We start from the raw sequence: 17,180 nt of genomic DNA, 5'->3' as shown, positions 1-17,180 counted from the left end.
GGGGAACCCGCACCGCCTTCCCACCGTTGAAGCAAGGGAAGACGGTCGCGGGTGACAATGCTGGGGTACCGTCCGAAGAACAGCTTTTTCAAACTCAGCAGCATTTACCTACGGGCAGGAGGGACGGGGCGCTAGCGCCCCGTATGGATGGACGTGAAGCGATACTTCCGTGGGCCGGTCATGTGGATCGTGCTGGCCGTCCTCGCCGTGGTCGTGCTGATGCAGGTCGTCGGCTCGTCCGAGGGCTACAAGACGGTGGACACCTCCCAGGTAGTCCAGGCGATCGACAAGAACCAGGTCAAATCCGCAAAGCTGACGACCGGTGACGAACAGGTCATCAAGATCGACCTCGTCGACGGTCAGCAGATCAACAAGTCGGGCAAGGTCCAGGCCAGCTACATCGGCACCCAGGGCGCCGACCTCGCCGACAAGCTGCAGGAGAAGTTCGAGGCCGGACAGATCGAGAAGGGCTACACCGTCTCCCCGACGAAGCAGTCCCCCTTCGTCTCGGTCCTCCTCTCGCTCCTGCCCTTCGTCCTGATCGTGGTCGTCTTCCTCTTCCTGATGAACCAGATGCAGGGCGGCGGCTCCCGCGTCATGCAGTTCGGCAAGTCCAAGGCGAAGCTCATCACCAAGGACACCCCGAAGACCACCTTCGCCGACGTCGCGGGCTCCGACGAGGCCGTCGAGGAACTCCACGAGATCAAGGAATTCCTCCAGGAACCGGCCAAGTTCCAGGCCGTCGGCGCCAAGATCCCCAAGGGCGTACTGCTGTACGGCCCGCCCGGAACCGGCAAGACGCTCCTCGCGCGCGCCGTCGCCGGCGAGGCCGGCGTGCCGTTCTACTCCATCTCCGGCTCCGACTTCGTCGAGATGTTCGTCGGCGTCGGCGCCTCCCGCGTCCGCGACCTCTTCGAACAGGCCAAGGCCAACGCCCCGGCCATCGTCTTCGTCGACGAGATCGACGCGGTCGGCCGCCACCGCGGCGCCGGCCTCGGCGGCGGACACGACGAGCGCGAGCAGACCCTCAACCAGCTGCTCGTCGAGATGGACGGCTTCGACGTGAAGGGCGGCGTCATCCTCATCGCCGCCACGAACCGCCCCGACATCCTCGACCCCGCGCTCCTGCGCCCGGGCCGCTTCGACCGGCAGATCGCCGTCGACCGCCCCGACATGCAGGGCCGCCTGGAGATCCTCAAGGTCCACCAGAAGGGCAAGCCCGTCGCCCCCGACGTGGACCTCGGCGCCGTCGCCCGCCGCACCCCCGGCTTCACCGGCGCGGACCTCTCCAACGTGCTCAACGAGGCGGCGCTCCTCACCGCCCGCAGCGATCAGAAGCTGATCGACAACAACGCGCTGGACGAGGCGATCGACCGCGTGGTCGCGGGCCCGCAGAAGCGGACCCGGATCATGTCGGACAAGGAGAAGAAGATCACCGCGTACCACGAGGGCGGACACGCCCTGGTCGCGGCGGCCTCGCCGAACTCCGACCCCGTCCACAAGATCACCATCCTGTCCCGCGGCCGCGCCCTGGGCTACACGATGGTCCTGCCGGACGAGGACAAGTACTCCACCACCCGCAACGAGATGCTCGACCAGCTGGCGTACATGCTGGGCGGCCGCGCCGCGGAGGAACTGGTCTTCCACGACCCGACCACCGGCGCCGCCAACGACATCGAGAAGGCCACCGCCACGGCCCGCGCGATGGTCACCCAGTACGGCATGACCGAGCGGCTCGGCGCCATCAAGTTCGGCGGCGACAACACCGAGCCCTTCCTCGGCCGCGAGATGGCGCACCAGCGCGACTACTCGGAAGAGGTCGCCGCGCTGGTCGACGAAGAGGTCAAGAAGCTCATCGAGACCGCCCACAACGAAGCGTGGGAGATCCTCGTCGAGAACCGCGACCTCCTCGACAACCTGGTCCTGGCGCTGCTGGAGAAGGAGACCCTGGGCAAGGAGGAGATCGCCGAGATCTTCGCCCCCATCGTCAAGCGCCCGGCCCGCCCGGCCTGGACCGGATCCGCCCGCCGGACCCCGTCCACCCGCCCGCCGGTCCTCTCCCCGAAGGAGCTGGCCCTGACCAACAGCGCCAACGGCTCCTCCTCGGCGACGACCCCGGTCGACACCACCAAGACCACGGACGCCCTCCCCGAGGAGCACCCCGAGGTCTGACGGATCCCCGGACCCGGAATGGATGCCGCGCCCCCTCAGGTTCTAGCCTGAGGGGGCGCGGCTTATTCGCGTCAGGTTCAGACAGACGGAACGAGGCACAGATGACCGACCCGGTGACGCTGGACGGCGAAAGCCCGATCGGCGAATTCGACGAGAAGCGCGCCGAGAACGCCGTACGGGAGCTCCTCATCGCGGTCGGTGAGAACCCGGACCGCGAGGGTTTGCTGGAGACTCCCGCGCGCGTTGCACGTGCGTACAAGGAGCTTCTGTCGGGGATGCGGCAGGAGCCCGAGGATGTCCTGACCACGACTTTTGACCTCGGTCACGACGAAATGGTCCTTGTGAAGGACATTGAATTCGTTAGCTTCTGTGAACATCATCTTCTGGTGTTCCATGGTGTCGCTCATGTCGGATACATCCCGGCGGAGAGCGGAAAGATCACAGGGCTGTCCAAGCTGGCGCGACTCGTCGACGTGTACGCCCGGCGGCCGCAGGTGCAGGAGCGGCTGACGACGCAGATCGCGGACTCGCTCATGCGAATCCTCGAAGCCCGTGGTGCGATCGTCGTGATCGAGGCCGAGCACATGTGCATGTCCGTGCGCGGCATTCGCAAGCCCGGCGCGAAGACGACGACCTCGGCGGTACGTGGCCAACTGCGTGACGCTACTACGCGAGCCGAGGCCATGTCCCTGATATTGGCACGTTGATAGCAGACTGTCCGTCCTGCTCCATACCGTCCTTGATCAGTGAAGTCGATCGCTGATCAAGGGGGGGCGGTATGGGGTACGGGCTTTCCAGCAAGATGCTGGTGAACAGCGTGGGCGGCTGGGCTCAGGCGAAGAACGTGACGACGGGCGCCGCGTTGTGGACGCTGGACGGTGACCGGACCGTGCGGACGACCGTCGTGGATGTGGCGGCCGTGAAGGGCCGTGACGCTGTAGAGGTGGTCACGGATCACACGGCCTTCATCTCCAGCCCGGACCTCCTCCTGGCCACGCCGGACGGCTGGGCGCATGCCGGGGACTCCGCAGGGGCGACGGTCGCGTGGACGCCGGCGCGGAAACTCTGCCGAGAGCGGTTCACGATCAGGCCGGGATATGAGTTCGGCTATTTCGTCGGCGCCACCTGCGCAGACGGGACGGTCCACAAGAACTACGTCTCTCTCATCGTGAACGAGGAGAGCTTCGCCGCTCGCTATGCGGTGGCTTTGACGGCCTGCACGGGCCTTCCCGCGAGGCTCGAGGCGGTGACCCGGCCGTCCGGCTACCTGAAGCGCGACCTGCCGGGCTTCCGCGTGCGGGTGGTGTCCTCGTACCTCTCGGACGCCATGAGGCACTACGTCGGTGGGGACGCCCATCACATGAGACAGGGCTTTCCTCGTGTCGTCATGCGGGACGCGGACACCTTTCAGGGGTTCCTCGACGGCTACATCGACGGCGACGGCTACAACCTCAAGCATGGCTACGGGCGCGTCATCGCGAGTGCCAATGTTCCGTTCCTCGTCGAGCTGGCGCGCATCATCGGGGCGCGTTTCACGCCGTCCAAGCGGGGACTGGCGTCAAGGCTCTACGTCTCGAACCGCTGGCAGGCCCGCAACACCTTCGCCCCCGAGCACCACCCCACGGCCCCGCCCGAGTCCACCTGGGTCCAGGTCCGAGAAGTCCGTCCCCGCCCCGCGGCCGGTACCAAGCCCTTCACGTTCTACAGCTACCGGCTGTCCCCGCACCCCACGTTCCTAGTGAACGGGCACCTCGTGCGTGAGTCCTGGTAGGGGCTAGCTCACCGGTGCGCGGTTCGGGCCGTTGTCGTCCTCGTCCTCCGGGAGCTTGCAGACGTGTTCGAGGAAGAGGGCGGCGGCGATGACGCCGATGCCGGCGAGGACGGCGAAGGCGGCGTAGAGGGCCTGGTCGCGGCGGACCGGGATGTCGAGGGAGCCGAGGAGGAAGACGCCCGTGCCGCCGTACATGCCGGCGACGAGGGCGGCGACGAGGGCGCTGGCCTGGGCGAAGACGACCGCGCGGGCGGCCATCAGGGGTTCGACGCCCTTGGCGCCGGGGCGGCGCTCGCGCTGGGCCCTGAGGCGGGCGCGCAGCGAGAGGGCGGTGGCGGTGAGGACGACGGCGATGGCCGCCAGGACGATGGGTGCGGCGAGCGGGACGCTCGGGAGGGTGCCGACCGCGTCCCAGAGCCGGGCGGCGCCCCAGGAGAGGATGCCGGCGACGACGAAGAGTCCGGCGAGCACCTTGAGCCGCAGTTGTTTCACCGGGTGTCCTTCGCGTGGTCGGAGCGACGATCTCTGACGAGCGTAACGACTACTCGGGGAGTCGGAGTTCCAGGTCGGTGCGCGGCGTGACTCCCTCGGTGCCGACCGTGGCGAGGAGGGTGGCGACCGGGCCGTGGCCGGGGATGTGGGCCTCGGGGTCGACGTCGTGCCAGGGGGCGAGGACGAAGGCGCGCTGGTGGGCCCGGGGGTGCGGGAGGGTGAGGACGGGGTCGTCGGAGACGATGTCGGCGTACGTGATGATGTCGACGTCGATGGTGCGGGCGCCCCAGCGTTCGTCGCGGACCCGGTGGAAGGCTTCCTCGACGGCGTGGGCGCGTTCCAGGAGCGAGGCCGGGGGGAGGGTGGTCTTCACGAGGACGACCGCGTTGAGGTACGAGGGCTGGCTGCCCGGCTCGACGCCCCAGGGCTGTGTCTCGTAGACGGGGGAGACGGCCTTGACCCGGAGGCCGGGGGTGTCTTCCAGGGCGTCGACGGTGCCCTGGAGGGTCTCCAGGCGGTTGCCGAGGTTGGCGCCGAGGGCGAGGACGGCCCATTTGGGGTTGGAGAGGGTGATGTCCGCGGCGTCGACGGCGGCGGTCACGGCCGCCGGGACGGGCTGGACGGTCGGATCGCTGTGCTGGGGCTTCATGCGCGGCTCCGGGTGATGGTGACGGTCACGTCGTCGAAGGGGACCGTGATGGGCGCGTCCGGCTTGTGGACGACGACCTCGACCTCCTGGACGCCGGCGTGCTTGAGGCACTGCTGGGCGATCCGCTCGGCGAGCGTCTCGATGAGGTCCACGGGCTCGCCCTGGACGACGTCGACGACCTCTTCGGCGACGACGCCGTAGTGCACGGTCTTCGTCAGGTCGTCGCCGGCGGCGGCGGCGCGGGTGTCGAGGCCGAGGGTGAGGTCGACGATGAAGGTCTGGCCTTCCTCGCGTTCCTTGGGGAAGACGCCGTGGTGTCCTCGGGCCTTGAGGCCGCGCAGCGCGACACGATCCACGCGAATCACTCCTGCTGTCGTAGTTCGGGTGGCCACGCAGCCGGGTGCGGACGGCCGGGTGTCCTGCCACGAATCTACCTGCGGGCACGGACAGCCGGGTCGGCGGCCGGGGGTGTCCGGGGGTGTCCGGCCGTCGGGGGGTGGTTCAGTCGGTGGTGTCGGGTGGGCCGTCGGGGTCGTTGTCGTCGGTTTCGGGGATGACGGGGGAGCCGTGGTGGGACCAGACCTTCCACCCGTCCGACGTGCGGCGGAACACGTTGGTGGCGACGACGAGCTGTCCGACGAGGGGGCCGAGGGCGGCGCCGTCCTCGGCGGGGCCGCCGCTGAGGATGTTCTCGGTGCAGGTGACGACCGCCACGTCGGGGGTGAGGGAGATCTCGACGTCGGTGAGGAAGAACTGGATGTAGTCGGTGTTCGCCATGATCAGGGCGTACGAGCGGAGCACCTCGCCGCGGCCGGAGAGGACGGGCCAGCCGGGGTGGACGCAGGAGATGGGGGTGGCGCCGTCGTCGAGCCAGAGGTCGGTGATGCCGTCGAAGTCGCCTTGTTCGAGTGCTTCGTAGAAGGCGGTGTTGGCGGCTTCGACGGCGGCGCGGTCGGCCTCGCGGGCGCGGCTCACCGGGCGCCCTCGACGGCTCTGGCGACGCGTACGGCGTCGGCGGTGGCGCGGACCTCGTGGACGCGGACGGCCCAGGCGCCCTCGTGGGCGGCGATGGCGGAGACGGCGGCGGTGGCGGCGTCGCGTTCGCGGGCGGGCGGCGGGGCGGCGCCGTCGTGGGCGAGGACGTGGCCGAGGAAGCGTTTGCGGGAGGCGGCGACGAGGAGGGGGCGGCCGAGGGCGCGCAGGCGGGGGAGGTGGGCGACGAGGGCGAGGTCGTGGGGGGCGAGTTTGGCGAAGCCGAGGCCGGGGTCGAGGACGATGCGTTCGGGGGCGACGCCGCCGTCGATGACGGCCTCCATGCGGGTGCGGAGTTCGGTGACGACCTCGTCGACGACGTCGTCGTAGACGGCGAGGCTGTTCATGTTGTCGCTGAAGCCGCGCCAGTGCATGACGACGAAGGGGACTTCGGCGGCGGCGACGGCGGCGATCATGCCGGGGTCGGCGAGGCCGCCGCTGACGTCGTTGACGAGGGCGGCGCCGGCTTCGACGGCGCGGGCGGCGACGGTGGCGCGCATGGTGTCTACGGAGACGGTGACGCCTTCGGAGGCGAGGCCGCGGACGACGGGGACGACGCGGCGGAGTTCTTCCTCGGCGTCGACGCGGCTGGCGCCGGGGCGGGTGGACTCGCCGCCGACGTCGATGAGGTCGGCGCCCTGGGCGGCGAGGTCGAGGCCGTGTTTGACGGCGGCCGTGGTGTCGAACCAGCGGCCGCCGTCGGAGAAGGAGTCGGGGGTCACGTTGACCACGCCCATGACCGCGCAGCGGTCCCACTCCGGCAGGCCGAGTGCCGTGCCCCGGTCGATCGTCGTACTCATGCGTCCAGCCTAGGGGGTGTCCTGGCGATGGGGCCGGGCCGGCGGCGTCGGGTGCTCCCTGGGCGTGGTGGGCAGGTCAGGCGGCGTGGGCCTCGTGCTCGGTCGGGGAGGGGACGATGTGGGCGCAGGGCCGGGGGGCCGGGGTGTGGGAGCGGCGGCGGAAGGGGCGGGGGAGGGCGACGTTCACGAAGCCTTCGGCCTGCATGGCGGCGAAGCCGATGCGGGGGAGGTCGCGGCTCTTGCGGTAGACGACGAAGCGGGGTTCCCAGCGGGGCTGGAACTTGGCGTTGAACTTGTAGAGCGATTCGATCTGGAACCAGCGGGAGAGGAAGACGAGGAGGCCGCGCCAGAGGCGCAGGACGGGTCCGGCGCCGATCTTCTCGCCGCGGGCGAGGGCGGCGCGGAACATGGCGAAGTTGAGGGAGACCTGCTTGATGCCGAGGCGGGGGGCGTCCTGGAGGGAGGCGACGATGAGGAGCTCGTTCATGCCGGGGTCGGCGGCGCGGTCGCGGCGCATGAGTTCGAGGGACATGCCGTCCTTGCCCCAGGGGACGAAGTGGATGATCGCCTTCAGGTCGCCGTAGGGGGAGTCGGTGCCTTCGGGGTCGTCTTTGTGGGCGGTCGCTATGACGGCGTCGCCGTCGCCGGCGTCGCCGATGCGGCCGAGGGCCATGGAGAAGCCGCGTTCGGTGTCGGTGCCGCGCCAGTCCTCGGCGGCGCGGCGGACGCGGGCGAGTTCGCCGTCGCTGAGGTCGGCGACGCGGCGGACCTTGGTGGTGTAGCCGTTGCGTTCGATGCGCTTGACCATCTGGCGGACGTTGCGCATGGCGCGGCCGGAGAGGGAGAAGTCGGCGACGTCGACGACGGCTTCGTCGCCGAGTTCGAGGGCGTCGAGGCCGGTTTCGCGGGTCCAGACCTGGCCGCCGGTCTCGGAGCAGCCCATGACGGCGGGGGTCCAGGAGTGGGCCTTGGCCTCGTCCATGAAGCGTTCGATGGCGCCGGGCCAGGCTTCGACGTCGCCGATGGGGTCGCCGCTGGCGAGCATGACGCCGGAGACGACGCGGTAGCAGACGGCGGCCTTGCCGCTGGGGGAGAAGACGACGCCCTTGTCGCGGCGGAGGGCGAAGTGGCCGAGGGAGTCGCGGGCGCCATGCTTGGCGAGGAGGGCCCGCAGGCGGGTCTCGTCGTCCTCGGTGAGGCGGGCGGCGGGGTGCTCGGGCCGGAAGGCGAGGTAGATGGTGGTGAGGGCGGTGAGCATGCCGAGGGCGCCGAGGGAGTAGCCGACGGTCCAGTCGACGTTGCCGGTGTAGGCGACGGGGCCTTCGACGCCGAAGAGGCCGTACAGGACGTGTTCGAGGCGGTCGGTGAGGCTGGGGCTGCCGACGACGCGGCGCGGGTGGGCGCTGACGATCACGAGGCCGAGGGCGAGGGAGCCGGCGCCCATGAGGACGAAGTTGGCGAGCGCGCGCCAGCGGCTGCGGGGGTCGGGGAGGGCCGCGAACTGGTCCCGGTGGCGTACGAGGAGGGTGAGGAGCGCGAGGGAGAGCAGCGCTCCGGTGATCGAGTGGCGCCAGACGAACTGGGCGAGGGCGCCGAGCGGCAGCAGGACCACGGCGGCGCGCCAGGCGCGGCGCTTGTTGCGCTTGAGGCCGTGGGCGAGCAGCAGCAGGAGGACGCCGGCGCTGAGTGAGAGGGCCGCGGAGAGCGGTCCCAGGGTGCCGGGCAGGATCTCCGCGACGGCGTGCATGCGGCTGGCCCGGAACCGGGGGAAGACTCCCGCGGCGACGTCGATCAGGCCGATCAGTGTGCAGGCCGTGCCGATCAGCGCCGGGACCCTTTCGGGTCGGGGTCCGCGCAGAATCCGGCGTACGTGATCCGGAACCGATCCGGATTTGTCCCCATCTACCGTGACAGACATCGCTTCCCGTGCTTCCCGTGGCTCCGCGAGAGATCGTTGATCCGGTAGGCCGCGCGGATCGTGGGCGTACCGGAGGTTTGCGCCTTCTAGGACGGAGCAGCGATGGGGCGGGTTCACTCGCCGTCAGGGAAATCTCAGGGAAAAATCAGTCAGAAAGCTCGGACGTCTCATGGGTCTCACCAGCAACAAAGTTCTCGCGTTGGCGGTCGCGCTGGCCGTGGTGCTCTTCGTCGCCACGATCTGGCTGTGGCCGAGGCTGGCGCGCGGCGGCTGGCGCGCGGTCCTGGGGCGGGTCGGGCTGCTGCTCGCCACCCAGCTGGCCCTGTTCGCCTCGGTCGGTCTGGCCGCGAACAACTCCTTCCTCTTCTACGGCTCCTGGGCTGACCTGTTCGGCCAGGAGCAGGACATGGGCGTGGTGGTCGACCACTCGGCCGGCTCCAAGGACGTGAAGGTGATCGGTACGCAGGCGGTGGACGTGCCGGGCGGCGGGCGTCCCTCGGTCGGCGGACAGATACAGAAGGTCGTCATAGCGGGCGAGAAGTCGAGGATCGATTCGCAGGCGTACGTGTACCTGCCACCGGAGTACTTCCAGGGGCGGTACGCGAAGTCGACCTTTCCGGTGTCCGTGGTGCTGACCGGCTACCCGGGCACGGCGGAGAACCTGCTGAAGGGGCTGAAGTACCCGAAGACGGCCTTCCAGCAGGCCAAGGACAAGAAGATGCAGCCGATGATCCTGGTGATGCTGCGGCCGACGGTCGCGCCGCCCCGGGACACCGAGTGCGTGGACGTGCCGGGCGGGCCGCAGACGGAGACCTTCTTCGCCGAGGACCTGCCGCAGGCGATCGCGCAGACCTACCGGGTGGGCACGAAGCCGCGGAACTGGGGCTTCATGGGGAACTCGACCGGTGGCTACTGCGCGCTGAAGATCGTGCTGCACCACCCGGACCGGTTCTCCGCGGGCGCGGGCTTCTCGGCGTACTACCGGGCGGCGGACGACGTGACGACCGGTGATCTGTTCCAGGGCGACCAGGCCGAGAAGAAGCGGGCCGACCTGCTGTGGAGCCTGGACCACGTGCCGCAGGGCCGGTCGTCCTTCCTGGTGACCACGTCGAAGCACGGCGAGGGCAACCTGAAGGGGACGCTGGCCTTCATCAAGAAGGTGAAGGCCCCGGCGAGCGTCTCCTCGATCACGCTGGAGAGCGGCGGCCACAACTTCAACACGTGGAACCGGGAGATCCCGCCGGGCCTGGTGTGGATGAGCGGGAAGCTCAGCGCGAGCTGAGTTCCGGCCGGGCCCGGCGCAGGGCCCGGTGCACTCCGGCCGTGGTGAGCGAGCCGAGGACCCGGGAGGGGTCACCGGGGGCGTGCACGGCGATCCGGCCGGCGTCGTGCTGGAGGAGCAGGGCGAGGGCCTCCTTGAGGGAGCCGCCCAGGGCGAGCGCCGGGACCGCGCCGCCGGGACCCGCCGCCGCGCCGTCCGGACCGTTCGCCGTACCGTCCGCCGCGCCGGCGCCGGCGGGTTCCAGGTCGGTCTCGGTGACCGGGGTGACGGCGAGCCGCTTGAGGCCGCGGTCCGCGCCGACGAAGTCGGCGACGTACGGGGTGGCGGGGGCGCCGAGCACGGTGGCCGGGGTGTCGAACTGCTCGATGCGGCCCTGCCCGTAGACGGCGATGCGGTCGCCGAGCCGGACGGCCTCCTCCAGGTCGTGGGTGACCAGCAGCACCGTCTTGCGGACGGTCGCCTGGAGGTTCAGGAACTCGGTCTGGAGCCGCTCGCGGACCACCGGGTCGACGGCGCCGAACGGCTCGTCCATCAGCAGGACGGGCGGGTCGGCGGCGAGCGCGCGGGCCACCCCGACCCGCTGGCGCTGGCCGCCGGAGAGCTGCTCGGGGTAGCGGTGCCCGTGGACGGCGGGGTCGAGGCCGACCAGGTCGAGGAGCTCAGCGGCGCGCTCGCGGGCCTTGGCCTTCTTCCAGCCGAGCAGCGCGGGCACGGTGGCGGTGTTGTCGAGGACGGTCCGGTGCGGGAAGAGGCCGACCTGCTGGATGACGTACCCGATGGTGCGGCGCAGTCGTACGGGGTCGACGGCGGCGACGTCCTCACCGCCGAGCAGGATCCGGCCCTCGGTGGGCTCGACGAGCCGGTTGACCATCTTCATGGTGGTCGTCTTGCCGCAGCCGGACGGGCCGACGAGGGTCACCAGCTCCCCCTCGGCGACCTCGAAGGAGAGGCCGTCGACGGCGGTGGTGCCGTCCGGGTACCGCTTGGTCACCTGCTCGAACCGGATCATGGTTCCCCATTCTGACCCTTCGCGGCCCGCATTGTGTGAAGGAAGTATTTCCACATTGTGGCGCCCTCGGTGATTGTCAGTGACCGGGGTTAGGGTCGCGGACAGATGTTCGTGAGGCGTGGGGGAAGGGGGTGCGCATGGCCACGGCGAACTGCCTGGTGACGAACGACTGGATCTGCGGGGAGTATCTGCGCACCCGTTCCCAGGAGCTGACCGACGCCACCGTCCAGCATGTGGGAATCACCGTGGTGTCGGTGCTCCTCGGGATCGCGGTCGCCTTCCCGCTCGCCCTGCTCGTGCGGGCCCGGCCCCGGCTGGCCGGCGCCGTCCTCGGTCTGACCACCCTGCTCTACACGGTCCCCTCGCTCGCGATGTTCTCGCTGCTGCTGCCCCTGCTCGGGCTGTCCTCGGCGCTGGTCGTCACGGGCCTGGTGCTCTACTCGCTGACCATCCTGGTGCGCGGCGTCCTGGCCGGCCTCGCGGCCGTGCCCGCCGACACCAAGGAGGCCGCGCGCGGCATGGGGTACGGCACGGGCAGGCTGCTGTGGGAGGTCGAACTCCCGCTCGCGCTGCCCGCGTTGATGGCCGGTGTCCGGATGGCGACGGTCTCCACGATCGCGCTCACCACGGTCGGCTCCATCGTCGGCCGCGGCGGCCTCGGCAATCTGATCGAGGACGCGCTGCCCACCTTCTTCAAGGCCCAGGTGCTCACCGCCTCCGTGCTGTGCGTGCTGCTCGCCGTCGCCGCCGACCTGCTGCTCCTCGGCCTCCAGCGGCTCCTGACGCCCTGGAGCCGGATACGGGCCGAGCAGGCGGGGGGTGCCTGAGATGGGGATCGTCGCGGACACCTGGTCCTGGCTGACCACCGGCGCCCACTGGGCGGGTGAGGGCGGCGTCTGGCACCGGCTCGCCGAGCACCTGTACGTGAGCGGGGCCGCGCTGCTCCTCGCCTGCGCCGTGGCGCTGCCCCTGGGCCTGTGGCTCGGGCACCTCGGCAAGGGCGGCACGCTCGCCGTCAACCTCTCCAACGTGGGCCGGGCGATCCCCGTCTTCGCCGTCCTGGCCCTCTTCATGGTCTCGCCGCTGCGCAACGCCGGCTACGTGCCGACGGTCGTCGCGCTCGTGCTCTTCGCGATACCGCCGCTGCTCACCCACGCCTACGTGGGCATGCGCGAGGTGGACCGCGCGGTCGTCGAGGCCGCGCGCGGAATGGGCATGTCCGGCGGGCAGCTCTTCCGCGGGGTCGAACTGCCCTTGGCCCGCCCGATGCTGATGACGGGTCTGCGCTCGGCCGCCGTGCAGGTGGTCGCGACCGCGACCATCGCCGCGATGGTCGGCCAGGGCGGCCTCGGGCGGATCATCACCGCCGGATTCAACACGTACGACACGCCGCAGGTGGTCGCCGGCGCCGTGCTCGTGGCCCTGCTCGCGCTCCTGGTGGAGGCGCTGCTGGTGGCCGCGGACCGGCTGCTGCGCCGGTGACGGACGCGCGGGGGACCGAAGCGCCGGTGACGGACGCGTCGGTGACGGACAAACGACTGGGATGGGTGATCTTGTGAGCAGGACCTCGCGTATCGCGGGTGCGGTACTCGGCACGGCGGCGCTGACGGTCTCGCTGGCCGCGTGCGGCGGCGACAGCCTGGAGAAGTCCCAGGCCGGCGGCGGCGCCTCCGCGGGCGGCGGCGGGGCCAAGGGCTCCCTGGTCGTGGGCGCGGCCGCGTTCACCGAGGCGAAGGTCCTCGGCGAGCTGTACGCCCAGGTGCTCGACGCCGCCGGATACGACGCGAGCGTCACCACGGTGAAGAACCGCGAGCTGTACGAGCCGTCCCTGGAGAAGGGCGAGATCGACGTCGTACCGGAATACGCGGCGACGCTCGCGGAATTCCTCAACGCCAAGGTGAACGGGCCGAAGGCGCCCGACGACAAGCCGGTCGCCTCCGGTGACCCGGCCGCCACCACGGAGGCGCTGCGGAAGCTGGCCGAGCCGCGCGGACTGAAGGTGCTCGCCGTCGGCGGGGCCGTCGACCAGAACGCCTTCGCGGTGAGCCGGGAATTCGCCGAGAAGAACAAGCTGAAGACCCTTTCCGACCTCGGCCGCGCCAAGCTGAAGGTGAAGATCGCGGCCGGTGACGAATGCGAGATCCGCCCGTTCTGCGCGCCGGGTCTGAAGAAGACGTACGGGATCGACGTCACCGGCGTCGACCCCAAGGGCGTCGGGACCCCGCAGGCCAAGCAGGCGGTCAAGGACGGGGTGGACCAGCTGGTCCTCACCACCACGACGGACGCCACCGTCGAATCCTTCGGACTCGTCTTCCTTGAGGACGACAAGAAGCTGCAGAACGCGGACAACGTACTGCCCGTGGTCAATGCCAAGGACGCCGGATCTCCCGAGATCGCCGCCGCTCTCGACAAGCTGACCAAGGTGCTGACGACGGCGGATCTCGCCGAACTCAACCGCAAGGTCGACGCCGAACGTGCGAAGCCGGAGGACGTGGCGAAGGCCTATCTGGAGTCGAAGGGGCTGCTCAAGAAGTAGGCACGGCACGAGGGGAATCGGAGCGATTCACTCCGGAATCGCTCCGGTCCGCCCCGCGGCGGCGAGAACTCGCCAAGAGATTGCCGGGCCGGGGCCCCATACGGCGCCTACGCACGGTAAATTTCAGGCCATGCCACGTGGACGCCACCGCCATTCCCAGCCCCTGCACAAGCTCCTGCCGCCCTCGGCGGTCGCCGGGGCGTCGGTCGTCTGTGCCGCGGGCGCCTGGCTGCTCGGTGACCCACTGGTGCTGCGGCTGCTGGTGGCCGCCGCGGCAGCCGCCGCCGTCACCGGCGCCGTCCTCATGCGCAGTTGGGACCAGAGCGCCGGCCGCACGGTCGCCGAGCTGAACCGCGCCCGCACGGCGGACCAGTGGAAGCACGACGAGCGCGTCGCCGAGCTGGAGTCCGACCTGGACGAGTCGCGCGAGCTGCGCACCCGCCTCGACGCCAAGCTGCGCGCCAAGCGCGTCGAGCTCGCCGGCCTCCGCACCGAGCACGCCGACCTCCTGCGCCGCTACGCCACCGCCGAGACCGAGCGCGCCAGCGCCCTGGAAGGCCGCCGCGTGCTCGCCCTGGAGGCGACCGCCCCGGAGACCAAGGCCCTGCCCCCCGGCGGCTCCACCCCGACCCCGGAGGCGTACCGCAAGGCGGCCGAGGCGCTGCGCAACCTCGAAGCACGGGGCGAGCACACGGACGAGACCGAGCCCGAGACGGGGACGGAGACGGACACAGCGGCCGAGACGGGGACGGAGCCCGAGGTCGAGGACACGACCGAGGACGCCACCGAGACCCCTGACGAGACCGTCGCCCACACGGAGCCCGGCGCGGAACTCCACCCGGAGCCGGTCACGGAGCCCGAGACGGCACCCGAGGCCCACACCGCCCTCGCCCCCATCCCCGCCCCCGCCGCGTCGGACGAGCACACCAAGGCGCCCGCGATGCGGCACGTGCCCGCCGCCGCCGCGATCGTCCCGTACGCCGCCCGTCGGCCGGTCCAGCGCCCCGCGGGCGGCTTCGACTACTTCGGCACCCAGAAGGCCGCCGCCGCGATCGAGGCCGTGCAGCACGCCGACCTCGCCGACGTCGTGGGCGAGGAGGTCCTCGCGGCCGTCGCGCAGCGCACCCCGGAGCAGCGGGCCATCGGCCAGGTCATCGACCTGACCGCGCACGACGAGACCGAGCAGCTCGACGTGGCGGAGCTGCGCGGAGCGGTCAACTCCTGACGGAGCCCGCCCCGCGCGCCCTACTTGTCGATGTCGCCGACGACGAAGAAGAGCGAGCCCAGGATCGCCACCATGTCGGCGACCAGCGTCCCCGGCAGCAGCTCGGCCAGCGCCTGGATGTTGTTGTACGACGCCGAGCGCAGCTTCAGCCGGTACGGGGTCTTCTCGCCCTTGGAGACCAGGTAGTAGCCGTTGATGCCCAGCGGGTTCTCGGTCCAGGCGTACGTGTGTCCCTCCGGCGCCTTGAGGACCTTCGGCAGCCGCTGGTTGATCGGCCCCCGCGGCAGGTCCTCGATCCGGTCGAGGCAGGCGTCGGCGAGCTCCAGCGCGTTGTGCGTCTGGTCGAGCAGGCACTCGAAGCGGGCCAGGCAGTCGCCCTCCGTGCGGGTCACCACCCGCAGGACGTCCTGGAGTTCCCCGTACGCGAGGTACGGCTCGTCCCGGCGCAGGTCGAAGTCGACGCCCGAGGCGCGGGCGATCGGCCCGGACACCCCGTACCCGTGCACGGCCTCCTGGGAGAGCACCCCGACGCCGCGGGTCCGGCCCCGGAAGATCTCGTTGCCGAGGACCAGCCGGTCGTAGACGTCCATCCGCGACCGCACGTCCGCGACCGCCTGCCGCGCCCGGCCCAGCCAGCCGGCCGGGAGGTCCTCCTTGAGGCCGCCGACCCGGTTGAACATGTAGTGCATCCGGCCGCCGGAGACCTCCTCCATGACGGCCTGGAGCTCCTCGCGCTCGCGGAAGGCGTGGAAGACGGGGGTGATGCCGCCCAGTTCGAGCGGGTACGAGCCGAGGAACATCAGGTGGTTCAGGACCCGGTTCAGCTCGGCGAGCAGGGTGCGGGTCCAGACGGCCCGCTCCGGGACCTCCATGCCCAGCATCCGCTCCACGGCCATGACGACGCCGAGCTCGTTGGAGAACGCGGACAGCCAGTCGTGCCGGTTGGCCAGCATGATGATCTGCCGGTAGTCGCGGGCCTCGAACAGCTTCTCCGCGCCGCGGTGCATGTACCCGATCACGGGCTCGGCCTCGCGCACCACCTCGCCGTCGAGCACGAGCCGCAGCCGGAGCACGCCGTGGGTGGAGGGATGCTGCGGCCCGATGTTCAGCACCATGTCGGTGCTCTCCGCCGCGCCCCCGATACCGACCGTCGTCTCCGTCATGCGGACCAGTATCCCCCCGAGCGGCGGGCGCCCCGGGCCGACCTCCCGCCGGGGCCGGTCACGCGCTGCCGGGCACCCGCTGGACCAGCCAGAGGAAGTCCCCGAGGCCCCCGGGCGCGGTGAGCTCCGCCGCCTCGCCCGCCGCCGCGAGGGCCCGCACGTACCCGGCCGGGTCGCTCGACGCGAGGGCCAGCGGCGGCCGTCCGCCGCTCACCCCGAGCTCCCGCAGCGCCTCCCGCTGGGTGACGACCGAGGGAGCGGGGCCCGGCACCGCCGCCGCGCACGCGTCCAGCGCCACGTGGGCCGTCAGATCGCGGCTCCCGTCCGGCACCGGCGCCACCTCGCGCCCCTGACGGAACGCGGCGAGCGTCCCGAAGGGCGGCCGGGCGTCCCGCAGGTGCGCGTAGTCGACGGCCACCGCCGTCCCCGCGGCGAGCGCCCCCACCGCCGCCGCCCACGCCGCGTCGCGCGGGCGCCCGATCTCCGCCCGCTCGCCGGGCTCCCGCAGCGGCCACCACCGCTCCAGCCACTCCGCGTCCGGACCGGTCACCACCGCGCCCAGCCGCTCCGTGCCGTCCGCCCGCACCTCGACGCGGCGGACGGCGCCGTCCGCGTCGGCCTGCGCCACGTCCACCGGCACGTTGTCCAGCCACTCGTTGGCGAAGAGCAGCCCCCGCTCCCCGTCCGGCACCCGGTCCGTCCACACGATCCGCGGGTCCAGGCCCGCCGGCCGGGCCGCGCGCTCCACCCCGTACGGGCGGACCCGCAGCCCCGGCGGGAGCGCGGCCAGCACCCCCGTCAGCAGCTCGCCCCGCCCCGCGCCCACGTCCACGAACGCGGGCTCGTCCGTGCCGAGCTCCTCCGCCACACGGGCGAGGAGCCGGGCCACGGCACCCGCGAACAGCGGCGAGGCGTGCACCGACGTGCGGAAGTGCCCGGCCGGTCCCTCCGGGCGCAGGAAGAAGCCCCCCGGGCCGTACAGCGCCCGTTCCGACGCCTCGCGCCACCCCTGCCACTGACACGTCTCATCCGTCACGTGCCCCAGTCTCCACCTTGGGGAGTACGGGCCTCACGGGAAGGATCGCCCCCACGGCTGACCCGTGCACCTGTCGGCTTTACCTACGCTGGGGC

The 17,180-nt window shown here is 71.2% G+C and carries 17 protein-coding genes; 8 read left to right on the top strand and 9 right to left on the bottom strand.

Going from position 1 to position 17,180, the window contains the following annotated elements; translation table 11 throughout:
• Positions 1-147 precede the first annotated feature (147 nt).
• From ftsH to AB0Q96_RS07390, 3 genes are all read left to right on the top strand, one after another.
• Positions 148-2,172 carry an ATP-dependent zinc metalloprotease FtsH gene (gene ftsH, locus AB0Q96_RS07400; protein ID WP_365322620.1) on the top strand — a complete coding sequence of 675 codons (2,025 nt, stop codon included), beginning with the start codon at positions 148-150 and terminating at the stop codon, positions 2,170-2,172.
• Positions 2,173-2,273: 101 nt separating this feature from the next.
• Complete coding sequence (gene folE / locus AB0Q96_RS07395; RefSeq protein ID WP_365322618.1) at positions 2,274-2,879, top strand: GTP cyclohydrolase I FolE; 606 nt, start codon at positions 2,274-2,276, stop codon at positions 2,877-2,879.
• A gap of 71 nt (positions 2,880-2,950) precedes the next feature.
• Positions 2,951-3,943, top strand: a complete 993-nt coding sequence (locus tag AB0Q96_RS07390) for a hypothetical protein (RefSeq protein WP_365322616.1) — start codon at positions 2,951-2,953, stop codon at positions 3,941-3,943.
• Between the two features lie 3 nt (positions 3,944-3,946).
• On the opposite strand, the gene AB0Q96_RS07385 is transcribed toward AB0Q96_RS07390, so the two are convergent.
• The 6 genes from AB0Q96_RS07385 to AB0Q96_RS07360 form a co-directional block, all read right to left on the bottom strand.
• Positions 3,947-4,435: a DUF3180 domain-containing protein gene (locus AB0Q96_RS07385; RefSeq protein ID WP_365322614.1), complete on the bottom strand. Its 489-nt coding sequence runs from the start codon at positions 4,433-4,435 to the stop codon at positions 3,947-3,949.
• Between the two features lie 49 nt (positions 4,436-4,484).
• Positions 4,485-5,084 (bottom strand): 2-amino-4-hydroxy-6-hydroxymethyldihydropteridine diphosphokinase, encoded by a 600-nt coding sequence (gene folK, locus AB0Q96_RS07380; protein WP_365322612.1) that lies wholly within the window; start codon positions 5,082-5,084, stop codon positions 4,485-4,487.
• Complete coding sequence (gene folB, locus AB0Q96_RS07375) at positions 5,081-5,440, bottom strand: dihydroneopterin aldolase (protein WP_132917724.1); 360 nt, start codon at positions 5,438-5,440, stop codon at positions 5,081-5,083. The genes folK and folB overlap by 4 nt, the downstream gene beginning before the upstream one ends.
• Before the next feature lie 145 nt (positions 5,441-5,585).
• Positions 5,586-6,059: a nuclear transport factor 2 family protein gene (locus tag AB0Q96_RS07370; RefSeq protein WP_365322610.1), complete on the bottom strand. Its 474-nt coding sequence runs from the start codon at positions 6,057-6,059 to the stop codon at positions 5,586-5,588.
• The gene (gene folP, locus AB0Q96_RS07365) at positions 6,056-6,916 is read right to left on the bottom strand and encodes a dihydropteroate synthase (protein WP_365322608.1); all 861 of its coding nucleotides are present in this window, start codon (positions 6,914-6,916) and stop codon (positions 6,056-6,058) included. The genes AB0Q96_RS07370 and folP overlap by 4 nt, the downstream gene beginning before the upstream one ends.
• 76 nt (positions 6,917-6,992) lie before the next feature.
• Complete coding sequence (locus AB0Q96_RS07360) at positions 6,993-8,834, bottom strand: phosphatidylglycerol lysyltransferase domain-containing protein (protein ID WP_365322606.1); 1,842 nt, start codon at positions 8,832-8,834, stop codon at positions 6,993-6,995.
• Positions 8,835-9,003: 169 nt separating this feature from the next.
• On the opposite strand from AB0Q96_RS07360, the gene AB0Q96_RS07355 reads away from it, so the two are divergent.
• Complete coding sequence (locus AB0Q96_RS07355; protein ID WP_365322604.1) at positions 9,004-10,116, top strand: alpha/beta hydrolase-fold protein; 1,113 nt, start codon at positions 9,004-9,006, stop codon at positions 10,114-10,116.
• Here the strand turns inward: AB0Q96_RS07355 and AB0Q96_RS07350 are convergent.
• Positions 10,103-11,125, bottom strand: coding sequence for an ATP-binding cassette domain-containing protein (locus tag AB0Q96_RS07350; RefSeq protein WP_365322602.1), 1,023 nt, complete (start codon positions 11,123-11,125; stop codon positions 10,103-10,105). The two genes, AB0Q96_RS07355 and AB0Q96_RS07350, sit on opposite strands and share 14 nt — an antisense overlap.
• 137 nt (positions 11,126-11,262) lie before the next feature.
• On the opposite strand from AB0Q96_RS07350, the gene AB0Q96_RS07345 reads away from it, so the two are divergent.
• The 4 genes from AB0Q96_RS07345 (at position 11,263) to AB0Q96_RS07330 (ending at position 14,886) form a co-directional block, all read left to right on the top strand.
• Positions 11,263-11,952 (top strand): ABC transporter permease, encoded by a 690-nt coding sequence (locus AB0Q96_RS07345; RefSeq protein WP_365322600.1) that lies wholly within the window; start codon positions 11,263-11,265, stop codon positions 11,950-11,952.
• A gap of 1 nt (position 11,953) precedes the next feature.
• Entirely contained in the window at positions 11,954-12,607 is a 654-nt protein-coding gene (locus tag AB0Q96_RS07340) for an ABC transporter permease (protein ID WP_365322598.1), read from the top strand.
• Positions 12,608-12,668: 61 nt separating this feature from the next.
• Positions 12,669-13,661, top strand: a complete 993-nt coding sequence (locus AB0Q96_RS07335; RefSeq protein ID WP_365322596.1) for an ABC transporter substrate-binding protein — start codon at positions 12,669-12,671, stop codon at positions 13,659-13,661.
• Positions 13,662-13,791: 130 nt separating this feature from the next.
• Positions 13,792-14,886, top strand: coding sequence for a hypothetical protein (locus tag AB0Q96_RS07330; RefSeq protein WP_365322594.1), 1,095 nt, complete (start codon positions 13,792-13,794; stop codon positions 14,884-14,886).
• 20 nt (positions 14,887-14,906) lie between these two features.
• On the opposite strand, the gene AB0Q96_RS07325 is transcribed toward AB0Q96_RS07330, so the two are convergent.
• Together AB0Q96_RS07325 and AB0Q96_RS07320 are read right to left on the bottom strand one after the other, a co-directional pair.
• Positions 14,907-16,049 carry an NADH-quinone oxidoreductase subunit D gene (locus AB0Q96_RS07325; RefSeq protein ID WP_365322592.1) on the bottom strand — a complete coding sequence of 381 codons (1,143 nt, stop codon included), beginning with the start codon at positions 16,047-16,049 and terminating at the stop codon, positions 14,907-14,909.
• A gap of 58 nt (positions 16,050-16,107) precedes the next feature.
• Positions 16,108-17,085: an SAM-dependent methyltransferase gene (locus tag AB0Q96_RS07320; RefSeq protein ID WP_365322590.1), complete on the bottom strand. Its 978-nt coding sequence runs from the start codon at positions 17,083-17,085 to the stop codon at positions 16,108-16,110.
• Between the last annotated feature and the right edge of the window lie 95 nt (positions 17,086-17,180).

Source organism: Streptomyces sp. NPDC093111 (assembly GCF_040683955.1).
Taxonomy (GTDB): Bacteria; Actinomycetota; Actinomycetes; order Streptomycetales; family Streptomycetaceae; genus Streptomyces.
Note: the sequence above shows the minus strand (reverse complement) of the source record. Positions and strands in the feature narration are given on the sequence as shown.

Excerpts from the sequence above, each read along its gene's own strand:
- ftsH (WP_365322620.1), top strand. The coding sequence starts at position 148 with ATGGACGTGAAGCGATACTTCCGTGGGCCGGTCATGTGGATCGTGCTG.
- folE (WP_365322618.1), top strand. The coding sequence starts at position 2,274 with ATGACCGACCCGGTGACGCTGGACGGCGAAAGCCCGATCGGCGAATTC.
- AB0Q96_RS07390 (WP_365322616.1), top strand. The coding sequence starts at position 2,951 with ATGGGGTACGGGCTTTCCAGCAAGATGCTGGTGAACAGCGTGGGCGGC.
- folK (WP_365322612.1), bottom strand. The coding sequence starts at position 5,084 with ATGAAGCCCCAGCACAGCGATCCGACCGTCCAGCCCGTCCCGGCGGCC.
- folP (WP_365322608.1), bottom strand. The coding sequence starts at position 6,916 with ATGAGTACGACGATCGACCGGGGCACGGCACTCGGCCTGCCGGAGTGG.
- AB0Q96_RS07360 (WP_365322606.1), bottom strand. The coding sequence starts at position 8,834 with ATGTCTGTCACGGTAGATGGGGACAAATCCGGATCGGTTCCGGATCAC.
- AB0Q96_RS07355 (WP_365322604.1), top strand. The coding sequence starts at position 9,004 with ATGGGTCTCACCAGCAACAAAGTTCTCGCGTTGGCGGTCGCGCTGGCC.
- AB0Q96_RS07350 (WP_365322602.1), bottom strand. The coding sequence starts at position 11,125 with ATGATCCGGTTCGAGCAGGTGACCAAGCGGTACCCGGACGGCACCACC.
- AB0Q96_RS07345 (WP_365322600.1), top strand. The coding sequence starts at position 11,263 with ATGGCCACGGCGAACTGCCTGGTGACGAACGACTGGATCTGCGGGGAG.
- AB0Q96_RS07340 (WP_365322598.1), top strand. The coding sequence starts at position 11,954 with ATGGGGATCGTCGCGGACACCTGGTCCTGGCTGACCACCGGCGCCCAC.
- AB0Q96_RS07335 (WP_365322596.1), top strand. The coding sequence starts at position 12,669 with ATGGGTGATCTTGTGAGCAGGACCTCGCGTATCGCGGGTGCGGTACTC.
- AB0Q96_RS07330 (WP_365322594.1), top strand. The coding sequence starts at position 13,792 with ATGCCACGTGGACGCCACCGCCATTCCCAGCCCCTGCACAAGCTCCTG.
- AB0Q96_RS07325 (WP_365322592.1), bottom strand. The coding sequence starts at position 16,049 with ATGACGGAGACGACGGTCGGTATCGGGGGCGCGGCGGAGAGCACCGAC.